General features: G+C 66.3%; 16 protein-coding genes and 1 pseudogene. 10 read left to right on the plus strand and 7 right to left on the minus strand.

All coding sequences use genetic code 11. The features are described 5' to 3' along the window. The first annotated feature begins 1 nt into the window (after window position 1). From AC3B6A_RS05455 to lpxC, 4 genes are all read left to right on the plus strand, one after another. A complete protein-coding gene (locus tag AC3B6A_RS05455; RefSeq protein ID WP_488401276.1) occupies window positions 2-865 on the plus strand; it encodes a cell division protein FtsQ/DivIB in 864 nt (287 codons plus the stop codon). Window positions 866-886: 21 nt separating this feature from the next. Further along, on the plus strand, window positions 887-2,134 hold the full coding sequence (gene ftsA / locus AC3B6A_RS05460; protein ID WP_488401277.1) for a cell division protein FtsA: 1,248 nt from the start codon (window positions 887-889) through the stop codon (window positions 2,132-2,134). Window positions 2,135-2,187: 53 nt separating this feature from the next. After that, window positions 2,188-3,372: a cell division protein FtsZ gene (gene ftsZ, locus AC3B6A_RS05465; protein ID WP_488401278.1), complete on the plus strand. Its 1,185-nt coding sequence runs from the start codon at window positions 2,188-2,190 to the stop codon at window positions 3,370-3,372. Window positions 3,373-3,484: 112 nt separating this feature from the next. Next, window positions 3,485-4,396, plus strand: a complete 912-nt coding sequence (lpxC, locus tag AC3B6A_RS05470) for a UDP-3-O-acyl-N-acetylglucosamine deacetylase (RefSeq protein ID WP_488401279.1) — start codon at window positions 3,485-3,487, stop codon at window positions 4,394-4,396. A gap of 69 nt (window positions 4,397-4,465) precedes the next feature. On the opposite strand, the gene AC3B6A_RS05475 is transcribed toward lpxC, so the two are convergent. Beyond that, window positions 4,466-4,921: a DUF721 domain-containing protein gene (locus AC3B6A_RS05475; protein ID WP_488401280.1), complete on the minus strand. Its 456-nt coding sequence runs from the start codon at window positions 4,919-4,921 to the stop codon at window positions 4,466-4,468. 290 nt (window positions 4,922-5,211) lie between these two features. Here AC3B6A_RS05475 and secA point away from each other — a divergent pair, with 290 nt between their 5' ends. The 4 genes from secA (at window position 5,212) to AC3B6A_RS05495 (ending at window position 11,078) form a co-directional block, all read left to right on the plus strand. Then, window positions 5,212-7,968 carry a preprotein translocase subunit SecA gene (secA, locus tag AC3B6A_RS05480; protein WP_488401281.1) on the plus strand — a complete coding sequence of 919 codons (2,757 nt, stop codon included), beginning with the start codon at window positions 5,212-5,214 and terminating at the stop codon, window positions 7,966-7,968. 93 nt (window positions 7,969-8,061) lie between these two features. Further along, window positions 8,062-9,279 carry a bifunctional glutamate N-acetyltransferase/amino-acid acetyltransferase ArgJ gene (gene argJ, locus AC3B6A_RS05485; RefSeq protein ID WP_488401282.1) on the plus strand — a complete coding sequence of 406 codons (1,218 nt, stop codon included), beginning with the start codon at window positions 8,062-8,064 and terminating at the stop codon, window positions 9,277-9,279. A gap of 147 nt (window positions 9,280-9,426) precedes the next feature. Further along, a complete protein-coding gene (locus tag AC3B6A_RS05490) occupies window positions 9,427-10,056 on the plus strand; it encodes a glutathione S-transferase family protein (protein WP_488401283.1) in 630 nt (209 codons plus the stop codon). A gap of 71 nt (window positions 10,057-10,127) precedes the next feature. Beyond that, entirely contained in the window at window positions 10,128-11,078 is a 951-nt protein-coding gene (locus AC3B6A_RS05495; protein ID WP_488401284.1) for a Nudix family hydrolase, read from the plus strand. Window positions 11,079-11,482: 404 nt separating this feature from the next. On the opposite strand, the gene AC3B6A_RS05500 is transcribed toward AC3B6A_RS05495, so the two are convergent. The 4 genes and pseudogenes from AC3B6A_RS05500 to AC3B6A_RS05515 form a co-directional block, all read right to left on the minus strand. Continuing rightward, a complete protein-coding gene (locus AC3B6A_RS05500) occupies window positions 11,483-12,055 on the minus strand; it encodes a cob(I)yrinic acid a,c-diamide adenosyltransferase (RefSeq protein ID WP_488401285.1) in 573 nt (190 codons plus the stop codon). Between the two features lie 3 nt (window positions 12,056-12,058). Beyond that, window positions 12,059-14,110, minus strand: a complete 2,052-nt coding sequence (locus AC3B6A_RS05505) for a sensor histidine kinase (protein WP_488403523.1) — start codon at window positions 14,108-14,110, stop codon at window positions 12,059-12,061. A gap of 58 nt (window positions 14,111-14,168) precedes the next feature. After that, on the minus strand, window positions 14,169-15,080 hold the full coding sequence (locus tag AC3B6A_RS05510) for a putative 2-dehydropantoate 2-reductase (protein ID WP_488401286.1): 912 nt from the start codon (window positions 15,078-15,080) through the stop codon (window positions 14,169-14,171). A 39-nt stretch (window positions 15,081-15,119) separates the two neighbouring features. Continuing rightward, window positions 15,120-16,188: pseudogene (locus AC3B6A_RS05515) on the minus strand (response regulator). A 77-nt stretch (window positions 16,189-16,265) separates the two neighbouring features. Here AC3B6A_RS05515 and AC3B6A_RS05520 point away from each other — a divergent pair. After that, complete coding sequence (locus AC3B6A_RS05520) at window positions 16,266-16,745, plus strand: YajQ family cyclic di-GMP-binding protein (protein WP_488401287.1); 480 nt, start codon at window positions 16,266-16,268, stop codon at window positions 16,743-16,745. 152 nt (window positions 16,746-16,897) lie between these two features. Then, window positions 16,898-17,740: a mechanosensitive ion channel family protein gene (locus tag AC3B6A_RS05525; protein WP_488401288.1), complete on the plus strand. Its 843-nt coding sequence runs from the start codon at window positions 16,898-16,900 to the stop codon at window positions 17,738-17,740. A 54-nt stretch (window positions 17,741-17,794) separates the two neighbouring features. On the opposite strand, the gene AC3B6A_RS05530 is transcribed toward AC3B6A_RS05525, so the two are convergent. Next, window positions 17,795-19,600 carry an AmpG family muropeptide MFS transporter gene (locus AC3B6A_RS05530; RefSeq protein ID WP_488401289.1) on the minus strand — a complete coding sequence of 602 codons (1,806 nt, stop codon included), beginning with the start codon at window positions 19,598-19,600 and terminating at the stop codon, window positions 17,795-17,797. Between the two features lie 41 nt (window positions 19,601-19,641). After that, the gene (locus tag AC3B6A_RS05535; RefSeq protein ID WP_488401290.1) at window positions 19,642-20,016 is read right to left on the minus strand and encodes an MGMT family protein; all 375 of its coding nucleotides are present in this window, start codon (window positions 20,014-20,016) and stop codon (window positions 19,642-19,644) included. Window positions 20,017-20,105 lie beyond the last annotated feature (89 nt).

Here is a 20,105-nt window from a genome sequence, read left to right on the forward strand (position 1 = left end):
GATGAACGGCGCGCATCTTCGTCACCAGCAACCCGGAATCGGCCGCGTACCCGCGCGCAAGCCGGTGCCGCGCGGCGCCAGCCGCCTGGTGGCCAAGGAGCCTTTGAGCGCGCGCATGCCCAGGCCGAGCTTCGGCTTCCTCAAGGTGCTGCTGTGGCCGCTGGTGCTGGGTGTGCTCGGCGTCGGCGCCTATCAAGGGGCGCAGTACGTGTTGCCCTATGCCGACCGGCCGATCGCCAAGGTCAGCGTGGAAGGCGATCTGAGCTACATCAGCCAGCAGGCGGTGCAGCAGCGGATCAGCCCCTACGTCTCGGCCAGCTTCTTCACCATCGACCTGGCCGGCATGCGCCAGGAGCTGGAGCAGATGCCCTGGATCGCCCACGCCGAAGTCCGTCGCGTGTGGCCCGACCAGGTGGTGGTGCGCCTGGACGAGCAACTGCCGATCGCCCGCTGGGGCGACGAGGCGCTGCTGAACAACCAGGGCCAGGCCTTCGCCCCGCGCGAAGTGGCCAACTACGAGCACCTGCCGCGCCTGTCCGGCCCGCAGCGTGCGCAGCAACAGGTAATGCAGCAGTACCAGATTCTCAGCCAGATGCTCCGTCCGCTGGGCTTCACCATTTCCAGCCTGGACATGAGTTCGCGCGGCGCCTGGACCCTGGGCACCGCGCAGGGCGTGGAGATCATGCTGGGCCGCGATCACGCGGTAGAACAGATTCGCCGGTTCGTGACCATCTACGACAAGGCGCTGAAAGATCAGATTTCGAAAATTGCCCGCATCGACATGCGCTACCCCAACGGCCTGGCCGTGGCGTGGCGTGATCCGGTGCCGGAAACGACGGTGGCACAGACCGCCGCCGTGCAGTGAGTTGAGGAGACTTCGATAAACATGGCAAGCGTGCAGAGCGGCAAAATGGTCGTCGGCCTGGACATCGGCACCTCCAAGGTGGTGGCGCTGGTGGGCGAGGTGGCGGCCGATGGCAAGCTGGAAATCGTCGGCATCGGGACGCACCCGTCGCGCGGCCTGAAGAAGGGCGTGGTGGTGAACATCGAGTCCACCGTCCAGTCGATCCAGCGTGCCATCGACGAGGCCCAGCAGATGGCGGGCTGCCGTATCCACTCGGCCTTCGTCGGCATCGCCGGCAACCATATCCGCAGCCTGAATTCCCACGGCATCGTGGCGATCCGTGACCGCGAAGTCAGCGGCGCGGACATCGAGCGCGTGCTGGACGCGGCCCAGGCCGTGGCCATCCCGGCCGACCAGCGTGTGCTGCACACCCTGGCGCAGGACTACGTGATCGACAACCAGGAAGGCGTGCGCGAGCCGCTGGGCATGTCCGGCGTACGCCTGGAAGCCAAGGTGCACGTGGTGACCTGCGCGGTGAACGCCGCGCAGAACATCGAGAAGTGCGTGCGCCGCTGCGGCCTGGAAGTCGACGACATCATCCTCGAGCAGCTGGCTTCGGCCTACTCGGTGATCACCGAGGACGAGAAGGAACTGGGCGTGTGCCTGGTGGACATCGGCGGCGGCACCACCGACATCGCCATCTTCACCGAAGGCGCCATCCGCCATACCGCGGTGATCCCGATCGCCGGCGATCAGGTCACCAACGACATCGCCATGGCGCTGCGCACCCCGACGCAATATGCCGAAGAGATCAAGATTCGATATGCTTGCGCGCTAGCCAAGCTGGCCGGTGCGGGCGAAACCATCAAGGTGCCCAGCGTCGGCGACCGGCCGCCACGGGAACTGTCGCGCCAGGCGCTTGCCGAAGTTGTCGAGCCGCGTTACGACGAGCTCTTCACGCTGGTGCAGGCCGAGCTGCGTCGCAGTGGCTACGAGGACCTGATCCCGGCAGGGATCGTCCTGACCGGCGGCACTTCCAAGATGGAAGGCGCGGTCGAGCTGGCCGAAGAGATCTTTCACATGCCGGTGCGCCTGGGCGTACCGCACAGCGTCAAGGGACTGACCGACGTCGTGCGCAATCCAATCTACTCCACGGGCGTGGGGCTGCTCATGTACGGGCTGCAGAAGCAGTCCGACGGCATCTCCATGTCCGGCGGCAGCTTCAGCAGTGACGAACCCAAGACACCGGTACTGGAACGGCTCAAACGCTGGGTCCAGGGCAATTTCTGATTTACCACCGCGGTAAACGTAGGCGACACAACTAGAAAGGAAGGAGAGGGGAAATGTTTGAACTGGTAGATAACGTCCCAACTACAGCAGTCATCAAAGTCATTGGCGTAGGTGGCGGCGGCGGCAACGCCGTGAACCACATGGCCAAGAACAACGTTGATGGCGTCGAATTCATTTGCGCCAACACCGATGCGCAGGCGCTGAAGAACATCGCCGCGCGCACCGTGCTGCAGCTCGGCCCGGGCGTGACCAAGGGCCTGGGCGCCGGCGCCAACCCGGAAGTCGGCCGTCAGGCCGCCATCGAGGACCGCGAGCGTATCGCCGAGGTGCTCGAAGGCGCCGACATGGTCTTCATCACCACCGGCATGGGTGGCGGTACCGGTACCGGTGCTGCGCCGATCATCGCCGAAGTGGCCAAGGAGATGGGCATCCTCACCGTTGCGGTGGTGACCCGTCCGTTCCCGTTCGAGGGCCGCAAGCGCATGCAGATCGCCGACGAGGGCATCCGCTCGCTGGCTGAAAGCGTCGACTCGCTGATCACCATCCCCAACGAGAAGCTGCTGACCATCCTGGGCAAGGACGCCAGCCTGCTGGCCGCCTTCGCCAAGGCCGACGACGTGCTGGCCGGTGCCGTTCGCGGTATCTCCGACATCATCAAGCGTCCGGGCATGATCAACGTCGACTTCGCCGACGTGAAGACCGTGATGAGCGAGATGGGCATGGCCATGATGGGCACCGGCTGCGCCAGCGGCCCGAACCGCGCCCGCGAGGCCACCGAGGCGGCGATCCGCAACCCGCTGCTCGAAGACGTTAACCTGCAGGGCGCCCGCGGCATCCTGGTGAACATCACCGCCGGTCCGGACCTGTCCCTGGGCGAATACTCCGACGTGGGCAACATCATCGAGCAGTTCGCTTCCGAGCACGCCACCGTCAAGGTGGGCACCGTGATCGATCCGGACATGCGCGACGAACTGCACGTCACCGTGGTCGCCACCGGTCTGGGTGCGCGCCTGGAGAAGCCGGTCAAGGTCGTCGACAACACCGTGCAGACCCAGTCCGTCAGCTCCCAGGCTCCGGTCCAGCGCGAGCAGCAGTCGGTGAACTACCGCGACCTGGACCGTCCGACCGTCATGCGCAACCAGTCCCACGGCGGCGCTGCCACTGCGGCCAAGCTGAATCCGCAGGACGATCTGGACTACCTGGACATCCCGGCCTTCCTGCGTCGTCAGGCCGATTGAGTCGATTTATCAGGAGTATCAATGTGATTGGTGTTCAGCAAAGGGCGGTTCTGCTATCATCGCCGCCCATTGTTGAAAACAGTTCGCAACTTGCGCGAAAGCGGCCAAAGCCATGATCAGACAACGCACCTTGAAGAACATCATCCGGGCGACCGGCGTAGGCCTGCACTCCGGGGAAAAGGTTTACCTGACCCTGAAGCCGGCTCCAGTCGATACCGGTATCGTGTTCTGCCGGGCCGATCTCGACCCGGTTGTGGAAATCCCCGCTCGAGCCTCGAACGTGGGTGAAACCACCATGTCGACCACCCTGGTCAAGGGTGACGTCAAGGTGGATACCGTGGAGCATCTGCTATCGGCCATGGCCGGCCTGGGTATCGACAACGCCTATGTCGAGCTGTCCGCATCGGAAGTGCCGATCATGGACGGCAGCGCAGGTCCCTTCGTATTCCTGATCCAGTCCGCCGGCCTGCAAGAGCAGGAAGCGGCGAAGAAGTTCATCCGCATCAAGCGCGAAGTGACGGTTGAAGAGGGCGACAAGCGCGCCACCTTCGTTCCCTTCGACGGCTTCAAGGTGAGCTTCGAGATCGACTTCGATCACCCGGTTTTCCGTGGTCGCACCCAGAAGGCCGTTGTGGACTTCTCCAGCACTTCCTTCGTCAAGGAAGTCAGCCGCGCCCGTACCTTCGGGTTCATGCGCGACATCGAGATGCTGCGTTCGCAGAACCTGGCGCTCGGTGGCAGTGTGGAGAACGCCATCGTGGTCGACGAGTATCGTGTGCTCAACGAAGATGGCCTTCGTTATGAGGACGAGTTCGTCAAGCACAAGATCCTGGACGCCATCGGAGACCTGTACCTGTTGGGTAACAGTCTCATCGGCGAGTTCATCGGCTACAAGTCCGGTCACGCCCTGAACAACCGTCTGCTGCGGACCCTCATCGCAGACAAGGACGCTTGGGAAGTGGTGACCTTCGACGACGCCAAGACCGCGCCGATCTCCTATATGCGACCCGCCGCGGCCGTATAAAGGAACCTCCTTCCTTCAGTAATGCCTTCAAAGGCCACCCTCGGGTGGCCTTTTTTTATTTCCAGCCTTTTATTCCTTCGGCTTGCGGCTACGGCTGGCGAGGCGCTCCAGCGCGGCCTTGAGCTGCGGGTTGCTGATGCCCTCGGCAGCTTCCTGCAAGGTGGCCGAAGCGGACTGGGTCAACTGGTTGGTATTCACCGGCTCTTGCGCCTGGGTGCGCGGCTGCACCTTGAACAGGATGCGGGCCAGGCCGGTGAACTCCTGGTGAGCGGCGAGCTGGCGCAGCAGGCGGTTCTGTTGGTAGCGCAGGCGGGTGGCCCAGTGGCCGTCGGTGACGATCAGCAGCAGGCTGCCGTCGCGCCATGAGGCGATGCGGCAGTAAGGGCGGGCGGCGGGCTGTAATTGGGCGTCGAGCAGTTCCTGCAGGCGCGACAGGCGCTGTGCCTCGGCGAACAGCGACTGCAGCGGCTTGGCTTCGCGCAGCAGCTTGGTCATCGCCTGGGCGGGCAGGGGGCGGAATGCCATGGAGGAGAACCGGGGGTGAATGAAAAGGGATGGTAACAGATGCGGCCCTGGCCAGATGCCGCCGCCGGGCCTTGAAGTTGCCCGCCCGCGTCACCATATCACCCGCACGGATCGAATGTTGTCCGCTCATGCATTGCCCGGAGCCGCGCGGAGTGCGAAGCTCCCAAGGATAATTTCGGCACTTTTTTCATGGACGTTTCCGGGTAGAATGCCCGCTTCGTTGCCGTTCCGCGCCGCGGCCAGCCAGTCGGGCAGCCCTCCAATTCTCCAGTTCGGATGACCCAGTCGATATGTTTGCGCCTTTGTTGAAAAAACTCTTTGGAAGCAAGAACGAGCGTGAAGTGAAGCGCATGGTCAAGCAGGTCCAGGCCATCAATGCGCTCGAGCCCCAGATGGTGGCGCTTTCCGATGAGCAACTGAAGGCCAAGACCGAGGAGTTCAAGGCGCGCCTGGCCAAGGGCGAGACCCTCGACCAGATCCTCCCCGAAGCCTTCGCCGTCGCCCGTGAGGCCGGCAAGCGCGTGATGGGCATGCGTCACTTCGACGTCCAGCTGATCGGCGGCATGACCCTGCACGAAGGCAAGATCGCCGAGATGCGTACCGGTGAGGGCAAGACCCTCGTGGGTACCCTGGCGGTCTACCTCAACGCCCTGGCTGGCAAAGGCGTGCACGTGGTCACCGTGAACGACTACCTGGCCCGCCGCGACGCCAACTGGATGCGTCCGCTGTATGAATTCCTCGGCCTGACCGTCGGTATCGTCAGCCCGTTCCAGCCGCCGGAAGAGAAGCGCGCGGCTTACGCCTCCGACATCACCTACGGCACCAACAACGAATTCGGCTTCGACTACCTGCGCGACAACATGGCGTTCAGCCTGGAAGACAAGTTCCAGCGCGAGCTGAACTTCGCCGTGGTCGACGAAGTGGACTCCATCCTCATCGACGAAGCGCGCACCCCGCTGATCATCTCCGGCCAGGCCGAAGACAGTTCCGAGCTGTACATCCGGATCAACAAGCTGATCCCGCGCCTGACGCGTCACATCGAGGAAGTCGAAGGCCAGGTGACCCAGCCGGGCCACTACAGCATCGACGAGAAGACCCGCCAGGTCGAACTCAACGAACAGGGCCATGCATACGTCGAGGACCTGCTGACCCAGAACGGTCTGCTGGCCGAGGGCGAGAGCCTCTACTCGGCGCACAACCTCAGCCTGCTGACCCACGTCTACGCCGCGCTGCGCGCCCACACCCTGTTCAACCGGAACGTCGAGTACATCGTCCAGGGCGACCAGGTCCTGCTGATCGACGAGCACACCGGCCGCACCATGCCGGGCCGCCGCCTCTCCGAAGGCCTGCACCAGGCCATCGAGGCCAAGGAAAACCTGCCGATCCAGGCCGAGAGCCAGACCCTGGCCTCGACCACCTTCCAGAACTACTTCCGCCTCTACGCCAAGCTGGCGGGCATGACCGGTACCGCCGACACCGAGGCCTTCGAATTCCGCCAGACCTATGGCCTGGACGTGGTGGTGATCCCGACCCACCGCCCGGTCGCCCGTAAGGACTTCAACGACCTGGTCTACCTGACCCAGGACGAGAAGTACGCCGCCATCATCACCGACGTACAGCAGTGCCAGGCGCTGGGCCGTCCGATCCTGGTCGGTACCGCTTCGGTCGAAACCTCCGAATACGTCTCGCAACTGCTGCAGAAGGCCGGCATCGAGCACAAGGTGCTGAACGCCAAGTACCACGAGAAGGAAGCCGAGATCATCGCCCAGGCCGGTCGTCCGGGCTCGGTGACCATCGCCACCAACATGGCCGGCCGGGGTACCGACATCCTGCTGGGCGGCAACTGGGAAGTGGAAGTCGCCGCGCTGGAGACCCCCACCGACGAGCAGGTCGCGCAGATCAAGGGCGACTGGCAGAAGCGCCATCAGCAGGTCATCGAGGCCGGCGGCCTGCACGTGATCGCTTCCGAGCGCCACGAATCCCGCCGTATCGACAACCAGTTGCGCGGCCGTGCCGGCCGCCAGGGCGACCCGGGTTCCAGCCGCTTCTACCTGTCTCTTGAAGACCACCTGATGCGCATCTTCGCCTCCGACCGGGTGAAGAACTTCATGAAGGCCCTGGGCATGCAGCCGGGCGAGGCGATCGAGCACCGCATGGTGACCAACGCCATCGAAAAGGCCCAGCGCAAGGTCGAAGGCCGCAACTTCGACATCCGCAAGCAACTGCTGGAGTTCGACGACGTCGCCAACGAGCAGCGCAAGGTGATCTACCACATGCGCAACAGCCTGCTGGCGGCCGACAACATCGGCGACACCATCGTCGAGTTCCGCGAGGAAACCCTGAACAACACCATCAGCCAGCACATCCCGCCGCAGTCGCTGCCCGAGCAGTGGGACATCGCCGGCCTGGAAGCTTCGCTGTACAGCGACTTCGCCCTGAAGCTGCCGGTGCAGCAGTGGCTGGACGAAGACGAAAAGCTCTACGAAGAGACCCTGCGCGAGAAGATCCTCACCGAGCTGGTGGCCGCCTACAACGAGAAGGAAGACCTCGCCGGCGCCGAAGCCCTGCGCACCTTCGAGAAGCAGATGCTGCTGCGCGTGCTGGACGACCTGTGGAAGGACCACCTGTCCACCATGGATCACCTGCGCCACGGCATCCACCTGCGCGGCTACGCGCAGAAGAACCCGAAGCAGGAATACAAGCGCGAGTCCTTCAACCTGTTCCAGGAACTGCTGGACTCCGTCAAGCGCGACACCATCCGCGTGCTGTCCTTCGTCCAGGTCCGCCGCGAGGACCCGGCCGAGGAAGAGGCCCGTCTGCGCCGCGAAGCCGAGGAAATGGCCAAGCGCATGCAGTTCCAGCATGCCGCCGCGCCGTCCGTGGAGATGGCTACCGGCGAGCAGGATGAAGACGGCGAGCTGCCGCAGGCCCCGGCCAACGTGGTACCGATGGAGCCCGTGCGCAACGAGCCGAAGATCGGCCGCAACGAGCCGTGCCCCTGCGGCTCCGGCAAGAAGTACAAGCACTGCCACGGTCAGGTGGACTAAAGTCCTCCCGACCCTGATACCAACGCCGCGACCGGCCCAGCCGCTCGCGGCGTTTTTCTCACCTGATCCACTGTTTCGATAGGAGCGCGTCACATGGCTGTTGGTCTCGGCCCCATGTCCACCCTGCACCCGGTCCCCGGTTTCGAACTCGGCATCGCTTCCGCCGGCATCAAGCGACCCGGCCGCAAGGACATCGTGGTGATGCGATGCGCCGAAGGCTCCCGCGTGGCAGGCGTGTTCACCACCAACGCCTTCTGCGCCGCCCCGGTGACCCTGGCGCGCAAGCGCTTCCTCGGTCCGGTGCGCTACCTGCTGACCAACACCGGCAACGCCAACGCCGGCACCGGTGAGCCGGGCCTGGCCGCCGCCGCCCGCGCCTGCGCCAAGCTGGCCGAGCTGGCCGGGGTGCCGGAAGACGCCGTGCTGCCGTACTCCACCGGCGTGATCGGCGAGCCGCTGCCGGTCGAGAAGATCGAAGCCGCGCTGCCCGCCGCGCTGGCCAACCTGTCCGTGGACAACTGGGCCGATGCCGCCACCGGCATCATGACCACCGACACCCTGCCCAAGGGCGCCAGCCGCCAGTTCCAGCACGACGGTGTGACCGTCACCGTCACCGGCATCGGCAAGGGCGCCGGCATGATCAAGCCGAACATGGCCACCATGCTCGGCTACATCGCCACCGACGCCAAGGTCGCCCAGGGCGTGCTGCAGGACCTGCTGCGCGACGCGGCGAACAAGTCCTTCAACCGCATCACCATCGATGGCGACACCTCCACCAACGACTGCTGCATGCTGGTCGCCACCGGCCAGGCCGCGCTGCCGGAAGTCACCGCCGCCAGCGGCGCGCTGTTCGCCGCGCTGAAGCAGGCGGTGCTGGAAATCTCCATGGAGCTGGCCCAGGCCATCGTCCGTGACGGCGAAGGCGCCACCAAGTTCGTCACCGTGCAGGTGAACGGCGGCGCGAATCACCAGGAGTGCCTGGACGTCGGCTACGCCGTGTCCCACTCGCCGCTGATCAAGACCGCGCTGTTCGCTTCCGACCCCAACTGGGGCCGCATCCTCGCCGCCGTCGGCCGCGCCGGCGTGCCGAACCTGGACGTGAGCCTGATCGACGTGTACCTGGACGAGGTCTGCATCGCCAGCCGCGGCTGCCGCGCCGCCAGCTACAGCGAGGACCAGGGCGCCAGGGTGATGGCCCAGGAGGAGATCACCATCCGCATCGACCTCGGCCGTGGCACCTGCAGCGAGACCATCTGGACCACCGACCTGTCCCACGAGTACGTGAAGATCAACGCGGAATACCGCACCTGATCGTTGCGTAGCTCCGGCGCCGACCCCGCGTTGACGCCGTGCTCCATTCGGATTCCCGATTTTCATCGAAGGATGAAAATCGGGAATTTGTTTTCATGGCTGGAGCGCTTTAAGGTTTTCTGACTGACCTTCAAGAGCATCGCGTCCATGTCCCTCACCCTGATCATCGGCAGCAAGAATCTTTCCTCGTGGTCCCTGCGCGGCTGGCTGGCCATGCAACTTACCGGCGCCGAGTTCCAGGAGGTCCTCATTCCCCTCGGTGGGCAGGACGTCATCCGGCGTATCCGTGAGCACTCGCCCAGCGGCAAGGTGCCGGCGCTCAAGTGCGAGCACGGGGTGATCTGGGACTCCCTGGCGATTGCCGAATACCTCGCCGAGCGCTTCCCCGAGGCCCATCTCTGGCCCCGTGGCGAAGCCGCCCGCGCCCTGGCGCGCTCGGTCTGCGCGGAGATGCACAGCGGCTTCATGGCGCTGCGCTCGCACATGCCGATGGATATCCAGCGCAACCAGCCGCTGGCGCAGGTGCCGGAAGCGGTGGCGGCGGATATCGCCCGCGTCGTCGAACTCTGGGCGCTGTGCCGCCAGCAGTTCGGCCAGGACGGCCCCTTCCTGTTCGGCCACGCCAGCATTGCCGACGCCTTCTACGCCCCCGTCGCCACACGTCTGCGCAGCTACTGCGTGACCCTGCCCATCGAGGCGCAGAACTACGTCGATGCGATCTACGCCTGGCCGGCCTTCCGTCCCTGGCTGGAGGCGGCGATGGTCGAACGCGCCTGAAGCGGCAGTCCAATGACGGTAGAATCCTCCTTTGCGCGGGCCCTGCCTGAATCGGATTGAGGAGTAGCACTGTGAAACGAGTACATGTCGCCGCCGCCGTGATTCGCGGACTCGATGGCCGGGTACTGATCGCCCGCCGTCCGGACGACAAGCACCAGGGCGGTCTCTGGGAGTTTCCCGGTGGCAAGGTGGAAGAGGGCGAAGCGGTGCAGGTCGCCCTGGCCCGCGAACTGAAGGAAGAACTGGGCATCGAGGTCGAGCAGGCGCGTCCGCTGATCCGCGTGCAGCACGACTACAGCGACAAGCATGTGCTGCTGGATGTCTGGGAAGTCTCCGCTTTCACCGGCACGCCCCATGGCGCCGAAGGCCAGCCGCTGGCCTGGGTCGCCTCGCGCGACCTGCCGGACTACGAGTTCCCGGCGGCCAACGCGCCCATCGTGCATGCCGCGCGCCTGCCGGACCGCTACCTGATCACCCCGGACGGCCTGGAGATTCCGCAGCTGGTGCAGGGCGTGCGCGCCGCCGTCGCCGGCGGCATCCGCCTGATCCAGCTGCGCGCGCCGAACATGTACAGCCCCGAGTACCGCGACCTCGCGGTGGATATCCAGGGCCTCTGCGCCGGCAAGGCGCAGCTGATGCTCAAGGGTCCGCTGGAGTGGCTGGGGGACTTCCCGGCGGCCGGCTGGCACCTGACGTCCGAGCAACTGCGCAAGTACGCGCCCAACGGCCGCCCGTTCCCCCGCGAGCGCCTGCTGGCGGCGTCCTGTCACAGCGCCGAGGAATTGGAACTGGCGACCCGCATGGGCGTGGACTTCGTCACCCTGTCGCCGGTGCAGCCGACGCAGAGCCATCCGGGCGAGCCGGCGCTGGGCTGGGAGGCCGCGGCCGAGCTGATCGAGGGCTTCAACCAGCCGGTGTTCCTGCTCGGTGGCGTCGGCCCGCAGGACGTCGAGCGCGCCTGGCAGGCCGGGGCGCAGGGCGTGGCGGGGATCCGCGCGTTCTGGCCGAAGGCCGACGGTTGAGGCTGGCGTAGGGTGGATGGCCTTCGAGGTTATCCACCGCTTGGCCTTGGCCGGCCTCTGTCGTGGCTCGGCATAAGCGCTGGCGGTGCCTTCAGCTCAGGAACCGCCGGCGATTTTTCTTCGCAGGATGGGTGGAGCTTGCGATACCCATCACCGGCGGCTGCCAGGTCCATGATGGGTATCGCTTCGCTCCACACCATCCTACGCGGTGCGTTCTGTAGGAGCGGACCTTGTCCGCGAAGTCTTGCCGCCACTCCGGCGCTGAGGATGAGCGCCATGGACTGAGCGGGCGCGACGCACGGAGGATTGCCTGGCGGCGAGAATTCCGCCGCGACGGATTTCGCGGACAAGGTCCGCTCCTACGCCAACCGCCTGCGCCGCCGTTTTCTTGTAGGAACAGTCGATCAGGCAGGCTTCTCGGCAGCCTGCCAGAGAATCTCGTCCACGCTCTGGCGCCGGGCGATGAAGCGCGCGGCGACGAACAGCAGGTCAGACAGACGGTTCAGGTAGCGCATTACCGTGCCGTCCAGCGGCTCCTCGGCATTGAGTTGCTGGCAGCGCCGCTCGGCGTTGCGCGCCTGGGCGCGGCACAGGTGGGCCAGCGCCACCAGGCGCGAACCGCCGGGCAGGATGAAGTTCTTCAGCGGCCCGAGCTCTTCGTTCCAGCGGTCGATGACCTGCTCCAGCCGCTCCACTTCGGCATCGTTCAGCGCCCGGTATTCCGGCATCGCCAGCTCGCCACCGAGGTCGAACAGGCGGTGCTGGATCGGCGCCAGCACCATGATCGCCTCTTCCAGGGCGCTGCTGCGGGCCTCATGCAGCCCCGCGAGCAGCAGGCCGAGGTGGCAGTTCAGTTCATCCACGGCGCCCATGGCCTCCACCCGCGGGTGGTGCTTGGGTACCCGGCGGCCGTCGGCCAGGCCGGTTTCGCCGCTGTCGCCGGTGCGGGTGTAGATCTTCGATAGCCGGTTGCCCATGACTCAATGCTCCGTATCGTCGCCCGCCAGCAGGGGCGTGGGGGAAGTGACTTCGGCGCCCAGGGGCAGCCGCAGGGTGAAGCAGGTGCCCTGGCCCAGTTCGGACTGCACCTCCATCTGCCCCTTGTGGTTGTTGGTGATGATGAAATACGACACCGACAGGCCCAGCCCGGTGCCCTGGCCGACTTCCTTGGTGGTGAAGAACGGCTCGAAGATGCGCTTGCGCACCTTCTCCGGCATGCCGCAGCCGTTGTCTTCCACCTGGATTTCCGCCCACGGCCGGTTCAGCCGGGTGCGCAGGATGATGCGGCCGAGTTCGCCTTCTTCCTCGTCGTCACGCTGGTGGATGGCCTGGGCGGCGTTCTTCAGCAGGTTGAGCAGCACCTGCTCCACCTCGTTGGCGATCACCGGCACCGGCCCCAGGTGGGGGTCGAACTCGTGGACGATCTGCAGCGACTTGAAGTCGAAGCCGCCGGTGAGGTCGAAATCGTTGCCGGCGATCTCCACGGCCTGCTCCAGCAGCGCCGGCAGCTCGCAGGCGGTCATCTGGCGGTGGCTGCGGCGGCTGAAGGAGAGCATGTGGCTGACGATCTTCGCCGCCCGGGAACCGGCGTACTGGATGCCGTCCATCAGCTTGGGAATCTCCCGCGCTTCCAGGTAGTGGTTGAGGTCTTCCAGGTGCACGCCGACTTCCCCGGCGACCTCCTGGTTCTTCGGCAGCTCCGGCGACAGGCGCCGGCGGATGTTCTGCACGTTGTGCAGGATGGCCCCCAGCGGGTTGTTGATCTCGTGGGCCATGCCGGCGGCCAGGCCGCCGACGGAGAGCATCTTCTCCGACTGCACCATCAGCTCTTCCAGCCCCAGGCGCTCGGTGATGTCGTCGATGCGGATCACCGCGCCGCGGCCGGTGCCGCCCATCAGCGGGTAGAAGGTCAGCGCGTAATGGCGCGGGGCGTCGGTGAGGGCCCAGGTGACCCGCTCGACGCGCTCCACCTTGTGCTGCTCGGCGGCGCGGGTGAGTTGCGGCAGGAACGGCTTGAGCGAAGGGAAGGCGAGGAACACCGGCTGGTTCACCGCGTCGTCCAGGCTGGTGCCGGAGAGGCGGCTTGCCTCCTGGTTCCACTGGGTGACGTAGAGCTGCTCGTCCACCGCGATCAGCGCCGAGGGCATGGAGTCGATGATGCTGTTGAGGTAGTGCTGGAAGCCGGTGAGCTTCTTCTCGATCTTGCTGCGCACCTGGACTTCCAGCTCCAGCTTGCGGTTCGAGCGGCGGGTTTCCTCGGCCAGCGACTGCGCCTGCTCCACCGCCTCCTGGGCGTCGTCGCGGGCGCGCTTGAGCTGCTGCTCGCGCGCCTCGATGCGGGTCAGCATGGTGTTGAAGGCGTCGGCCAGGCGGCCGATCTCGTCGGCGTTGCCGCGCTCGGCGCGCAGGGCGTAGTTCTCCTCGCGGGTGACCTGGCGGGAAAGCTCCTCCAGGCTGTGGATCGGCCGGGTGATCAGGCGGCGGATCTGCTGGGCGATGAGCAGCCAGAGCAGCACGCTGACCGCGAGGATCACCAGGCTGGCGGTGAGGGTGCCGGTGTAGAAGGCGCCGGGCAGCTCGCTGCTGGCCACCAGCAGCAGGTAGCCGCTGTTGTGCCCGGGCTGGGGCAGTTCGAACAGGGCGTTGGGGCGGTATTCGTGCTGTCGCCAGCGCTCCACGCCGTCCAGCCGCTCGGGCAGGGCGACGGGGCCGTCGGCGGGCGTCTGGGCGATGCGCTCGCCGTCGCCGTCGTAGAGCGCGGCGGCGCGCAGCGGCTGGTAGTCGTCGAGCTGCTGGAGCAGAACCTGGGCCTGGGTCGGGGAGGCCAGCGCCGGTTCGCTGAGCGCGGGGTTGGCGATCAGCCGGCCGATGGTCTGCAGCGCCTGGGGCGCCACGCTGTCCTGGGAAATCCAGTAGGCCGCGCTGATGAAGGCCAGGTTGGCCACCAGCATGACGGTGGCCAGCAGAACCAGCAGGGCGGCGAGGACCTTCTGGCCGACGGGCAGATCTTCCAGGCGCTTGCGCAGGTTCAGGGGTGAAGGCATGGGCGGAACCGCAGGGAAACAGGGAGGCGGGCAGGGTAGCCCGCCATCAGGTGTCGGGCAATCCGCGTGCGCGCAGATGCTCGCGCAGCCGTTCATGCAGCGCCCGCAGGCGCGGCAGGGCCAGGCGCAGGCGGTCGCCCTCGCGGCAGGCGTGGCCGAGCAGGTAGGCGATTTCGCTGCGCCGGCCGCTGGCGACGTCCTGGTACATGGAGGAGAAGTTCGCCGCGGTGGCGGCGATCACCCGCTCGACGTCGCCCTGCAGTTCCCGGGCGGCGCTGTCGAAGCCGACGGCGTGCAGCAGGTGCCCCAGCTCATCGCAGAGTCCGGCGACTTCCGCCGGGTGGGCCGCCAGCTCGCCATTGCGGCACTGGTGCAGGACGCTGAGCGGGTTGATCGCGCAGTTCAGCGCCAGCTTGCGCCACAGGCGTTCGAGGATGACCTCGCTCCACTGCACGGGGATTCCCGCGTCGCGCAGCTCCGCCAGCCAGTCCGGGGCGGGGCCGTCGTGTTCGTCGCCGATCCAGGTTTCGCCGCGGCCGGCGAACACCACCCGGTAGTCCGCCGCGCGGAATGCGCCTTCGGTGCTGGAGGCGTACAGGCAGCGGGCGCGGGGCAGGTGGGCGGCGACCGCCTGCTGGCTGCCCAGGCCGTTCTGCAGCAGGATCAGCTCGGCGCCGGGGGCCAGTCGGGCCGCGATGCTGGCGGCGGCCGGTTCGGCGTCGTAGGCCTTGCAGGCGAGCAGCAGGCGCTGGATCGGCCCGCCCTGGGCGGCGGTTTCCGCCGGGATCGGGTAGAGGCTTTCGCGGCCGTCTTCCACCAGGGTGACGCCACCCAGGGCGCGGTAGGCGTTGAGGCGCTGGCGGTCGCGCAGCAGCAGGCGCACCGGCAGGCCGGCGCGGGACAGGCGGGCGGCCCACAGGCAACCGAGGCTGCCGGCGCCGAGGATGTACCAGGTCATGGGAAGGACTTCGCGAACGTCGAGGGCTTACCGCGAAGTCTAGCGCAGCCCGGTCAGGCGGCTGGCGTTGATTCGTCCGCTGGCGTAGGCGTCGGGCAGCAGCGCGCGGGCCTGCTGCATCAATTGCTCGACGTCCACCGGCAACGCCTTGGCGTCCAGGCCCAGCAGGCTGATGCCGGCCTTGAGGGTGATGAAGCCTTCGCTGGTCTTGAAGGCCTTGAGGTTGAGGCCGTCGTGCAGGCGGCGGAAGCTGCTCGGCGAGCACTCCTGCAGGTCTTCGAGCAGGGTGATCAGGGCGAAGTGCTGGTCGTCCAGGCGCGTCAGCACGTCGAGCGGGCGCACCAGCTGTTGCAGGCGGCGGGCGACGCCGTGCAGCAGTTCGTTGTGGAAGGACGGGCCGTGCTGGCGGCCGAGGGCGGTCAGCTCCGGAATGCCGATCAGCATGTAGCACACCGCGCCGCCGCGCGATTCCACCTGGCGGATGCTGTCGGCCAGCTTCTGCCGCAGGTATCGCAGGTTGCCCAGGCCGGTGGCGCTGTCCACCAGGTTGCGCTCCTCCAGGCTGGTGATGTTCTCGGTGAGCAGGCGGTTTTCCATCAGCAGGCGCAGCAGGGTGTTGCTCAGGCGGTCGGCGGCCAGCACGCGGGGCACCAGCTGTTCGTTCATCGCAGATTTGCTGACGAAGTCATCCACGCCACGGTCGAAGGCTTCGGCCAGGGCGCTGTCGCCTTCCTTGCCGGTGAGCAGGATGATGTAGGTGTAGTGGTCGCCGCTCTCGTCGAGCTGGCGGACCCGGGTGGTCAGCTCCAGGCCGTCCATCTCGGGCATCAGCCAGTCGGCGAGGAGGATGCTGACCGGTTCCTTCTCCAGCAGTTGCAGCGCTTCGCTGGCGCTGCTGGCGAAGCGCACATTCTGGTAGCCGGCCTGGCTCAGCGCGCGGCCGATCATGGCGCTGGAGAACTTGGCGTCGTCGACCACCAGGATGCTGAGATGGTTGGTAGGCATGGAAGGACTCGTGAACGGGGGGAAATGCCGGCGCGGGTCCGGCTCCTGCTCGGCTCTGGTTTGGTTTTCGGGGCCGGGCGCAGTCTTGCTTGTCAGTTATAATGACCGCGCATTTTTATCGTCAAGCCAGGCGCCACTCCGACTGTGAACCGGGTCGCGCCTTCCATCTGGAGAGATGTCATGCCTTCGTTCGACGTGGTGTCCGAACTGGACAAACACGAACTGACCAACGCCCTGGACAACGCCGCCAAGGAACTGGACCGCCGTTTCGACCTGAAGGGCAAGTGCAGTTTCGAGGCCAAGGACAAGTCCGTCACCCTGACCGCCGAGGCGGAGTTCATGCTCGAGCAGATGCTCGACATCCTTCGCGGCAGCCTGATCAAGCGCAAGATCGACAGCCAGTGCATGGAGATCAAGGATTCCTACCCGTCCGGCAAGGTGGTCAAGCAGGAAGTGAACTTCCGCGAGGGCATCGACAAGGATCTGGCGAAGAAGATCGTCGCCCTGATCAAGGACAAGAAGCTCAAGGTCCAGGCCGCCATCCAGGGCGAGCAGGTGCGCGTCACCGGCAAGAAGCGCGACGACCTGCAGGAAGCCATCGCGCTGCTGCGCGGCGAGTCGCTGGGCATGCCGCTGCAGTTCAACAACTTCCGCGACTGACGCGAAGGGAACCTGAACTCGCGCCGCGCCGTCTCAGGTAACGGCGCGGTACCGGTTCGAGCCGCCATGGCCCAGGCCATGGCGGTTTTGTTTCCGGCATTTGGAAATCGGCCGGTGCGTTGCCGGCCAGCAGAACAAAGGGGAATCGATCCATGGATATCAATTACGACGGTCTGGTGAAGTCGGCCGAGGCCTGGCTGCCAGTGGTCCTTGCCTACAGCGGGCAGATCGTCCTGGCGTTGCTCACGCTGCTGATCGGCTGGTGGCTGATCAACACCCTCACCACCCGGGTTGGCGGCCTGCTCGCCAGCCGCCACGTCGACCTCACGCTGCGCGGCTTCGTCGGCAGCCTGGTGAACATCATCCTGAAGATCCTGCTGCTGGTCAGCGTGGCCTCGATGATCGGCATCCAGACCACCAGCTTCGTCGCCGCCATCGGTGCCGCCGGCCTGGCCATCGGCCTGGCGCTGCAGGGCAGCCTGTCGAACTTCGCCGGCGGGGTGCTGATCCTGCTGTTCCGCCCGTTCAAGGTGGGCGACACCATCGAGGCGCAGGGCGTGACCGGCACCGTCGACAGCATCCTGATCTTCCATACCGTGCTGCGCACCGGCGACAACAAGCGGGTGATCGTGCCCAACGGCGCGCTGTCCAACGGCACCATCACCAACTACTCCGCCGAGCCGCAGCGCAAGGTGGTGTTCGACATCACCGTCGATTACGAGGCGGACCTCAAGCGCGCCCAGGCGGTGCTCCTGGAGCTGGCCAAGGACCCGCGCGTGCTGCGCGATCCGGCGCCGGCGGCGGTGGTCAGCGGCCTGGGCGAGAGCGCCATCACCCTGTCCCTGCGCGTGTGGGTGAAGAACGCCGACTACTGGGACGTGATGTTCCTGTTCAACGAGAGCGCGCGTGATGCGCTGGGCAAGCAGGGCATCGGCATCCCCCTTCCGCACCGCCTGGTGAAGGTGGTGAAGGGCGAGATGGTCGAGGTCGGCTGAGGCGTCCAGCGTTCCATGAAAAAGGCCGGCATTCGCCGGCCTTTTTCATGGCGCTCAGTGACGTTCCGCGCTGGGATGCGCCTGGGGTTTGGAGCGCTCCTCCGGCTCGCCGTTGGGCATGTCGCCGCGGTCGCGCAGCCAGAGCCAGCCGATCAGCAGCAGGGTCGGCACGCCCAGCAGGGCGGTGAAGAAGAAGAACCGCTCGTAGCCCATGCCCTCGACCATGGCGCCGGAATAGCCGCCGATGAAGCGCGGCAGCAGCAGCATGGTGGAACTGAGCATGGCGTACTGGGTGGCGGAGAACTTCAGGTTGGTCAGGCTCGACAGGTAGGCGACGAAGGCGGAGGTCGCCAGGCCGCCGCTGAAGTTGTCGAGCATGATGGTCAGCACCAGCATGGTGACGTGGGGTTCGAGCATCTTCAGCAGGCTGAAGACGTTCTGGCTCACCAGCTGCGGGTCGTCGATGATGCCCATCTGCGCCAGCATGGCGAACAGGAGGTTGGTCGCCGCCGACGCCGCGCCGCCGACGAAGAGGATCGGCAGGATGCTGAAGCGGGCGATCAGCACGCCGCCGGCGGCCGCGCCGAGCAGCGTCATGACCACGCCGAACAGCTTGCTGACGGTGGCGATGGTGTCCTTGGTGAAGCCCATGTCGATGTAGAACACGCTGGCCATGGTGCCCATGACGGTGTCCGACATCCGGTAGGTGGAGATCAGGCCGAGCAGCAGCAGCGCCTGCCAGCGGTAGCGGCGGACGAACTCGGTGATCGGCGTGAGCACCGGCGCCATCAGCAGGCGGCCCGGCGCCGAAATGCAGCTCAGGGCGATCAGCAGGTACAGCGAGGCCAGCCACCACTTGCCGGCGTTGGCCATGGCGTAGAACGCGGTGCTGGTCACCAGCAGGATGATCAGCACCATCACCGACACCGTCTGGTGGACGAAGTCGAACTGCGGCAGGCCCTTGCCGTGCACGGCGAGCAGCAGCGGACGGCGCACCTTCGACAGCAGCTCGCGCACCGGGCGGATCTGCCGGCGGCCGTGGGGCGTCATGCAGATGCCGATGAAGATGGCGTAGAGCGCGGCGCGCGGCCAGGCCTGGTTGGTCAGCGCGGTGAGCATCGCCGGCACGGAGATCAGCAGCACCAGCAACTGCAGCACCGAGAGCAGCTGGTGGTTGAAGGCGAACGCCGAGCTGCCGGCCTGCGGCTGCACGTTCACCGTCGGTTCGCTCATCAGCAGGGTGGTGACCAGGCCGGGCAGGATCAGCAGCGCGCATACCGCGTAGGTCATGCCCCAGGCGTCCTGGCTGTAGTGCAGGACGCTGGAGCCGGCCCACTCGGCGAGGAACAGCACGCCGGCGGTGGCCGTCAGCACGGCGACCCGGTAGCCGGTCATGTAGCAGGCGGCGAGGGCGGCCTGGCGGGTGTTCTCGGCGATCTCCAGGCGATAGGCATCGATGGCGATGTCCTGGGTGGCGGAGCCGAACGCCACCAGCATCGCCAGGGCGATCAGCCAGTTCAGGTGCGATTGCGGGTTGCACAGGGCCATGCCGAGCAGGCCCAGGGCGATCAGGCCCTGGCAGAACACCAGCCAGGAGCGGCGGCGGCCGAGCCGGCCGATGATGGGCAGGCGCCACTGGTCGAGCATCGGCGACCACACCCATTTGAAGGCGTAGACCAGCCCGATCCAGCTGGCGAAACCGATGGTTTCCCGAGCGACCCCCGCTTCACGCAACCACACCGAGAGGGTGGAGAGCACCAGCATGTACGGCAGGCCGGCGGCGAATCCCAGCAGCAAAAGCGCGAGGCTGGCGGGAGACTTGTAGGCAATCCATGCCTCTCGCCAGGAATGCTCTTTCATGGGGGTTGTTTTCCAGCAGGTCGAAAATTACGCGAACTCTACTAGGACTGCTCGCCGCTAGGCCAGCCGTGCCGACGTATGTCCACCCGATCGTTATGGATTCTGACACCCTCGGCGCGCAATCGTGCGCGCTGCTCGGTTCCCGAGGGGCTGCCTTGCGGCAGGCTGATGCGTCCGCCGGCGGCGATCACCCGGTGCCAGGGTAGGCGGGTGTCGGCCGGCAGCTGCCCGAGGATGCGCCCGACCAGGCGGGCCGCGCGGCCCAGGCCGGCCAGCCGGGCCAGCTCGCCGTAGCTGACGACGCAGCCCTCGGGCACCTGGGCGAGCACCAGGAAGATCGCCTCGCGGCGCACCTGCAGGCTTTCCAGCCCGAGATCGGCGGGAGGGGCGGGGGACTGGGTCTTGCGCTTGGGCATGGCGTGGTCACGTTTCGCGGCTTACGCGAGCAGCATATCGGGATGTCGGCGGCGGGCAAATCGTCGCTGGATCGATGCTCCATCCGTCA

The sequence above is a fragment of the Pseudomonas sp. B12(2026) genome, from assembly GCF_057767015.1.

Excerpts from the sequence above, each read along its gene's own strand:
- AC3B6A_RS05530 (WP_488401289.1), bottom strand. The coding sequence starts at position 19,600 with ATGAAAGAGCATTCCTGGCGAGAGGCATGGATTGCCTACAAGTCTCCC.
- AC3B6A_RS05475 (WP_488401280.1), bottom strand. The coding sequence starts at position 4,921 with ATGGCATTCCGCCCCCTGCCCGCCCAGGCGATGACCAAGCTGCTGCGC.
- ftsA (WP_488401277.1), top strand. The coding sequence starts at position 887 with ATGGCAAGCGTGCAGAGCGGCAAAATGGTCGTCGGCCTGGACATCGGC.
- ftsZ (WP_488401278.1), top strand. The coding sequence starts at position 2,188 with ATGTTTGAACTGGTAGATAACGTCCCAACTACAGCAGTCATCAAAGTC.
- AC3B6A_RS05455 (WP_488401276.1), top strand. The coding sequence starts at position 2 with ATGAACGGCGCGCATCTTCGTCACCAGCAACCCGGAATCGGCCGCGTA.
- argJ (WP_488401282.1), top strand. The coding sequence starts at position 8,062 with ATGGCTGTTGGTCTCGGCCCCATGTCCACCCTGCACCCGGTCCCCGGT.
- AC3B6A_RS05525 (WP_488401288.1), top strand. The coding sequence starts at position 16,898 with ATGGATATCAATTACGACGGTCTGGTGAAGTCGGCCGAGGCCTGGCTG.
- secA (WP_488401281.1), top strand. The coding sequence starts at position 5,212 with ATGTTTGCGCCTTTGTTGAAAAAACTCTTTGGAAGCAAGAACGAGCGT.
- AC3B6A_RS05520 (WP_488401287.1), top strand. The coding sequence starts at position 16,266 with ATGCCTTCGTTCGACGTGGTGTCCGAACTGGACAAACACGAACTGACC.
- AC3B6A_RS05535 (WP_488401290.1), bottom strand. The coding sequence starts at position 20,016 with ATGCCCAAGCGCAAGACCCAGTCCCCCGCCCCTCCCGCCGATCTCGGG.
- AC3B6A_RS05490 (WP_488401283.1), top strand. The coding sequence starts at position 9,427 with ATGTCCCTCACCCTGATCATCGGCAGCAAGAATCTTTCCTCGTGGTCC.
- lpxC (WP_488401279.1), top strand. The coding sequence starts at position 3,485 with ATGATCAGACAACGCACCTTGAAGAACATCATCCGGGCGACCGGCGTA.
- AC3B6A_RS05510 (WP_488401286.1), bottom strand. The coding sequence starts at position 15,080 with ATGACCTGGTACATCCTCGGCGCCGGCAGCCTCGGTTGCCTGTGGGCC.
- AC3B6A_RS05500 (WP_488401285.1), bottom strand. The coding sequence starts at position 12,055 with ATGGGCAACCGGCTATCGAAGATCTACACCCGCACCGGCGACAGCGGC.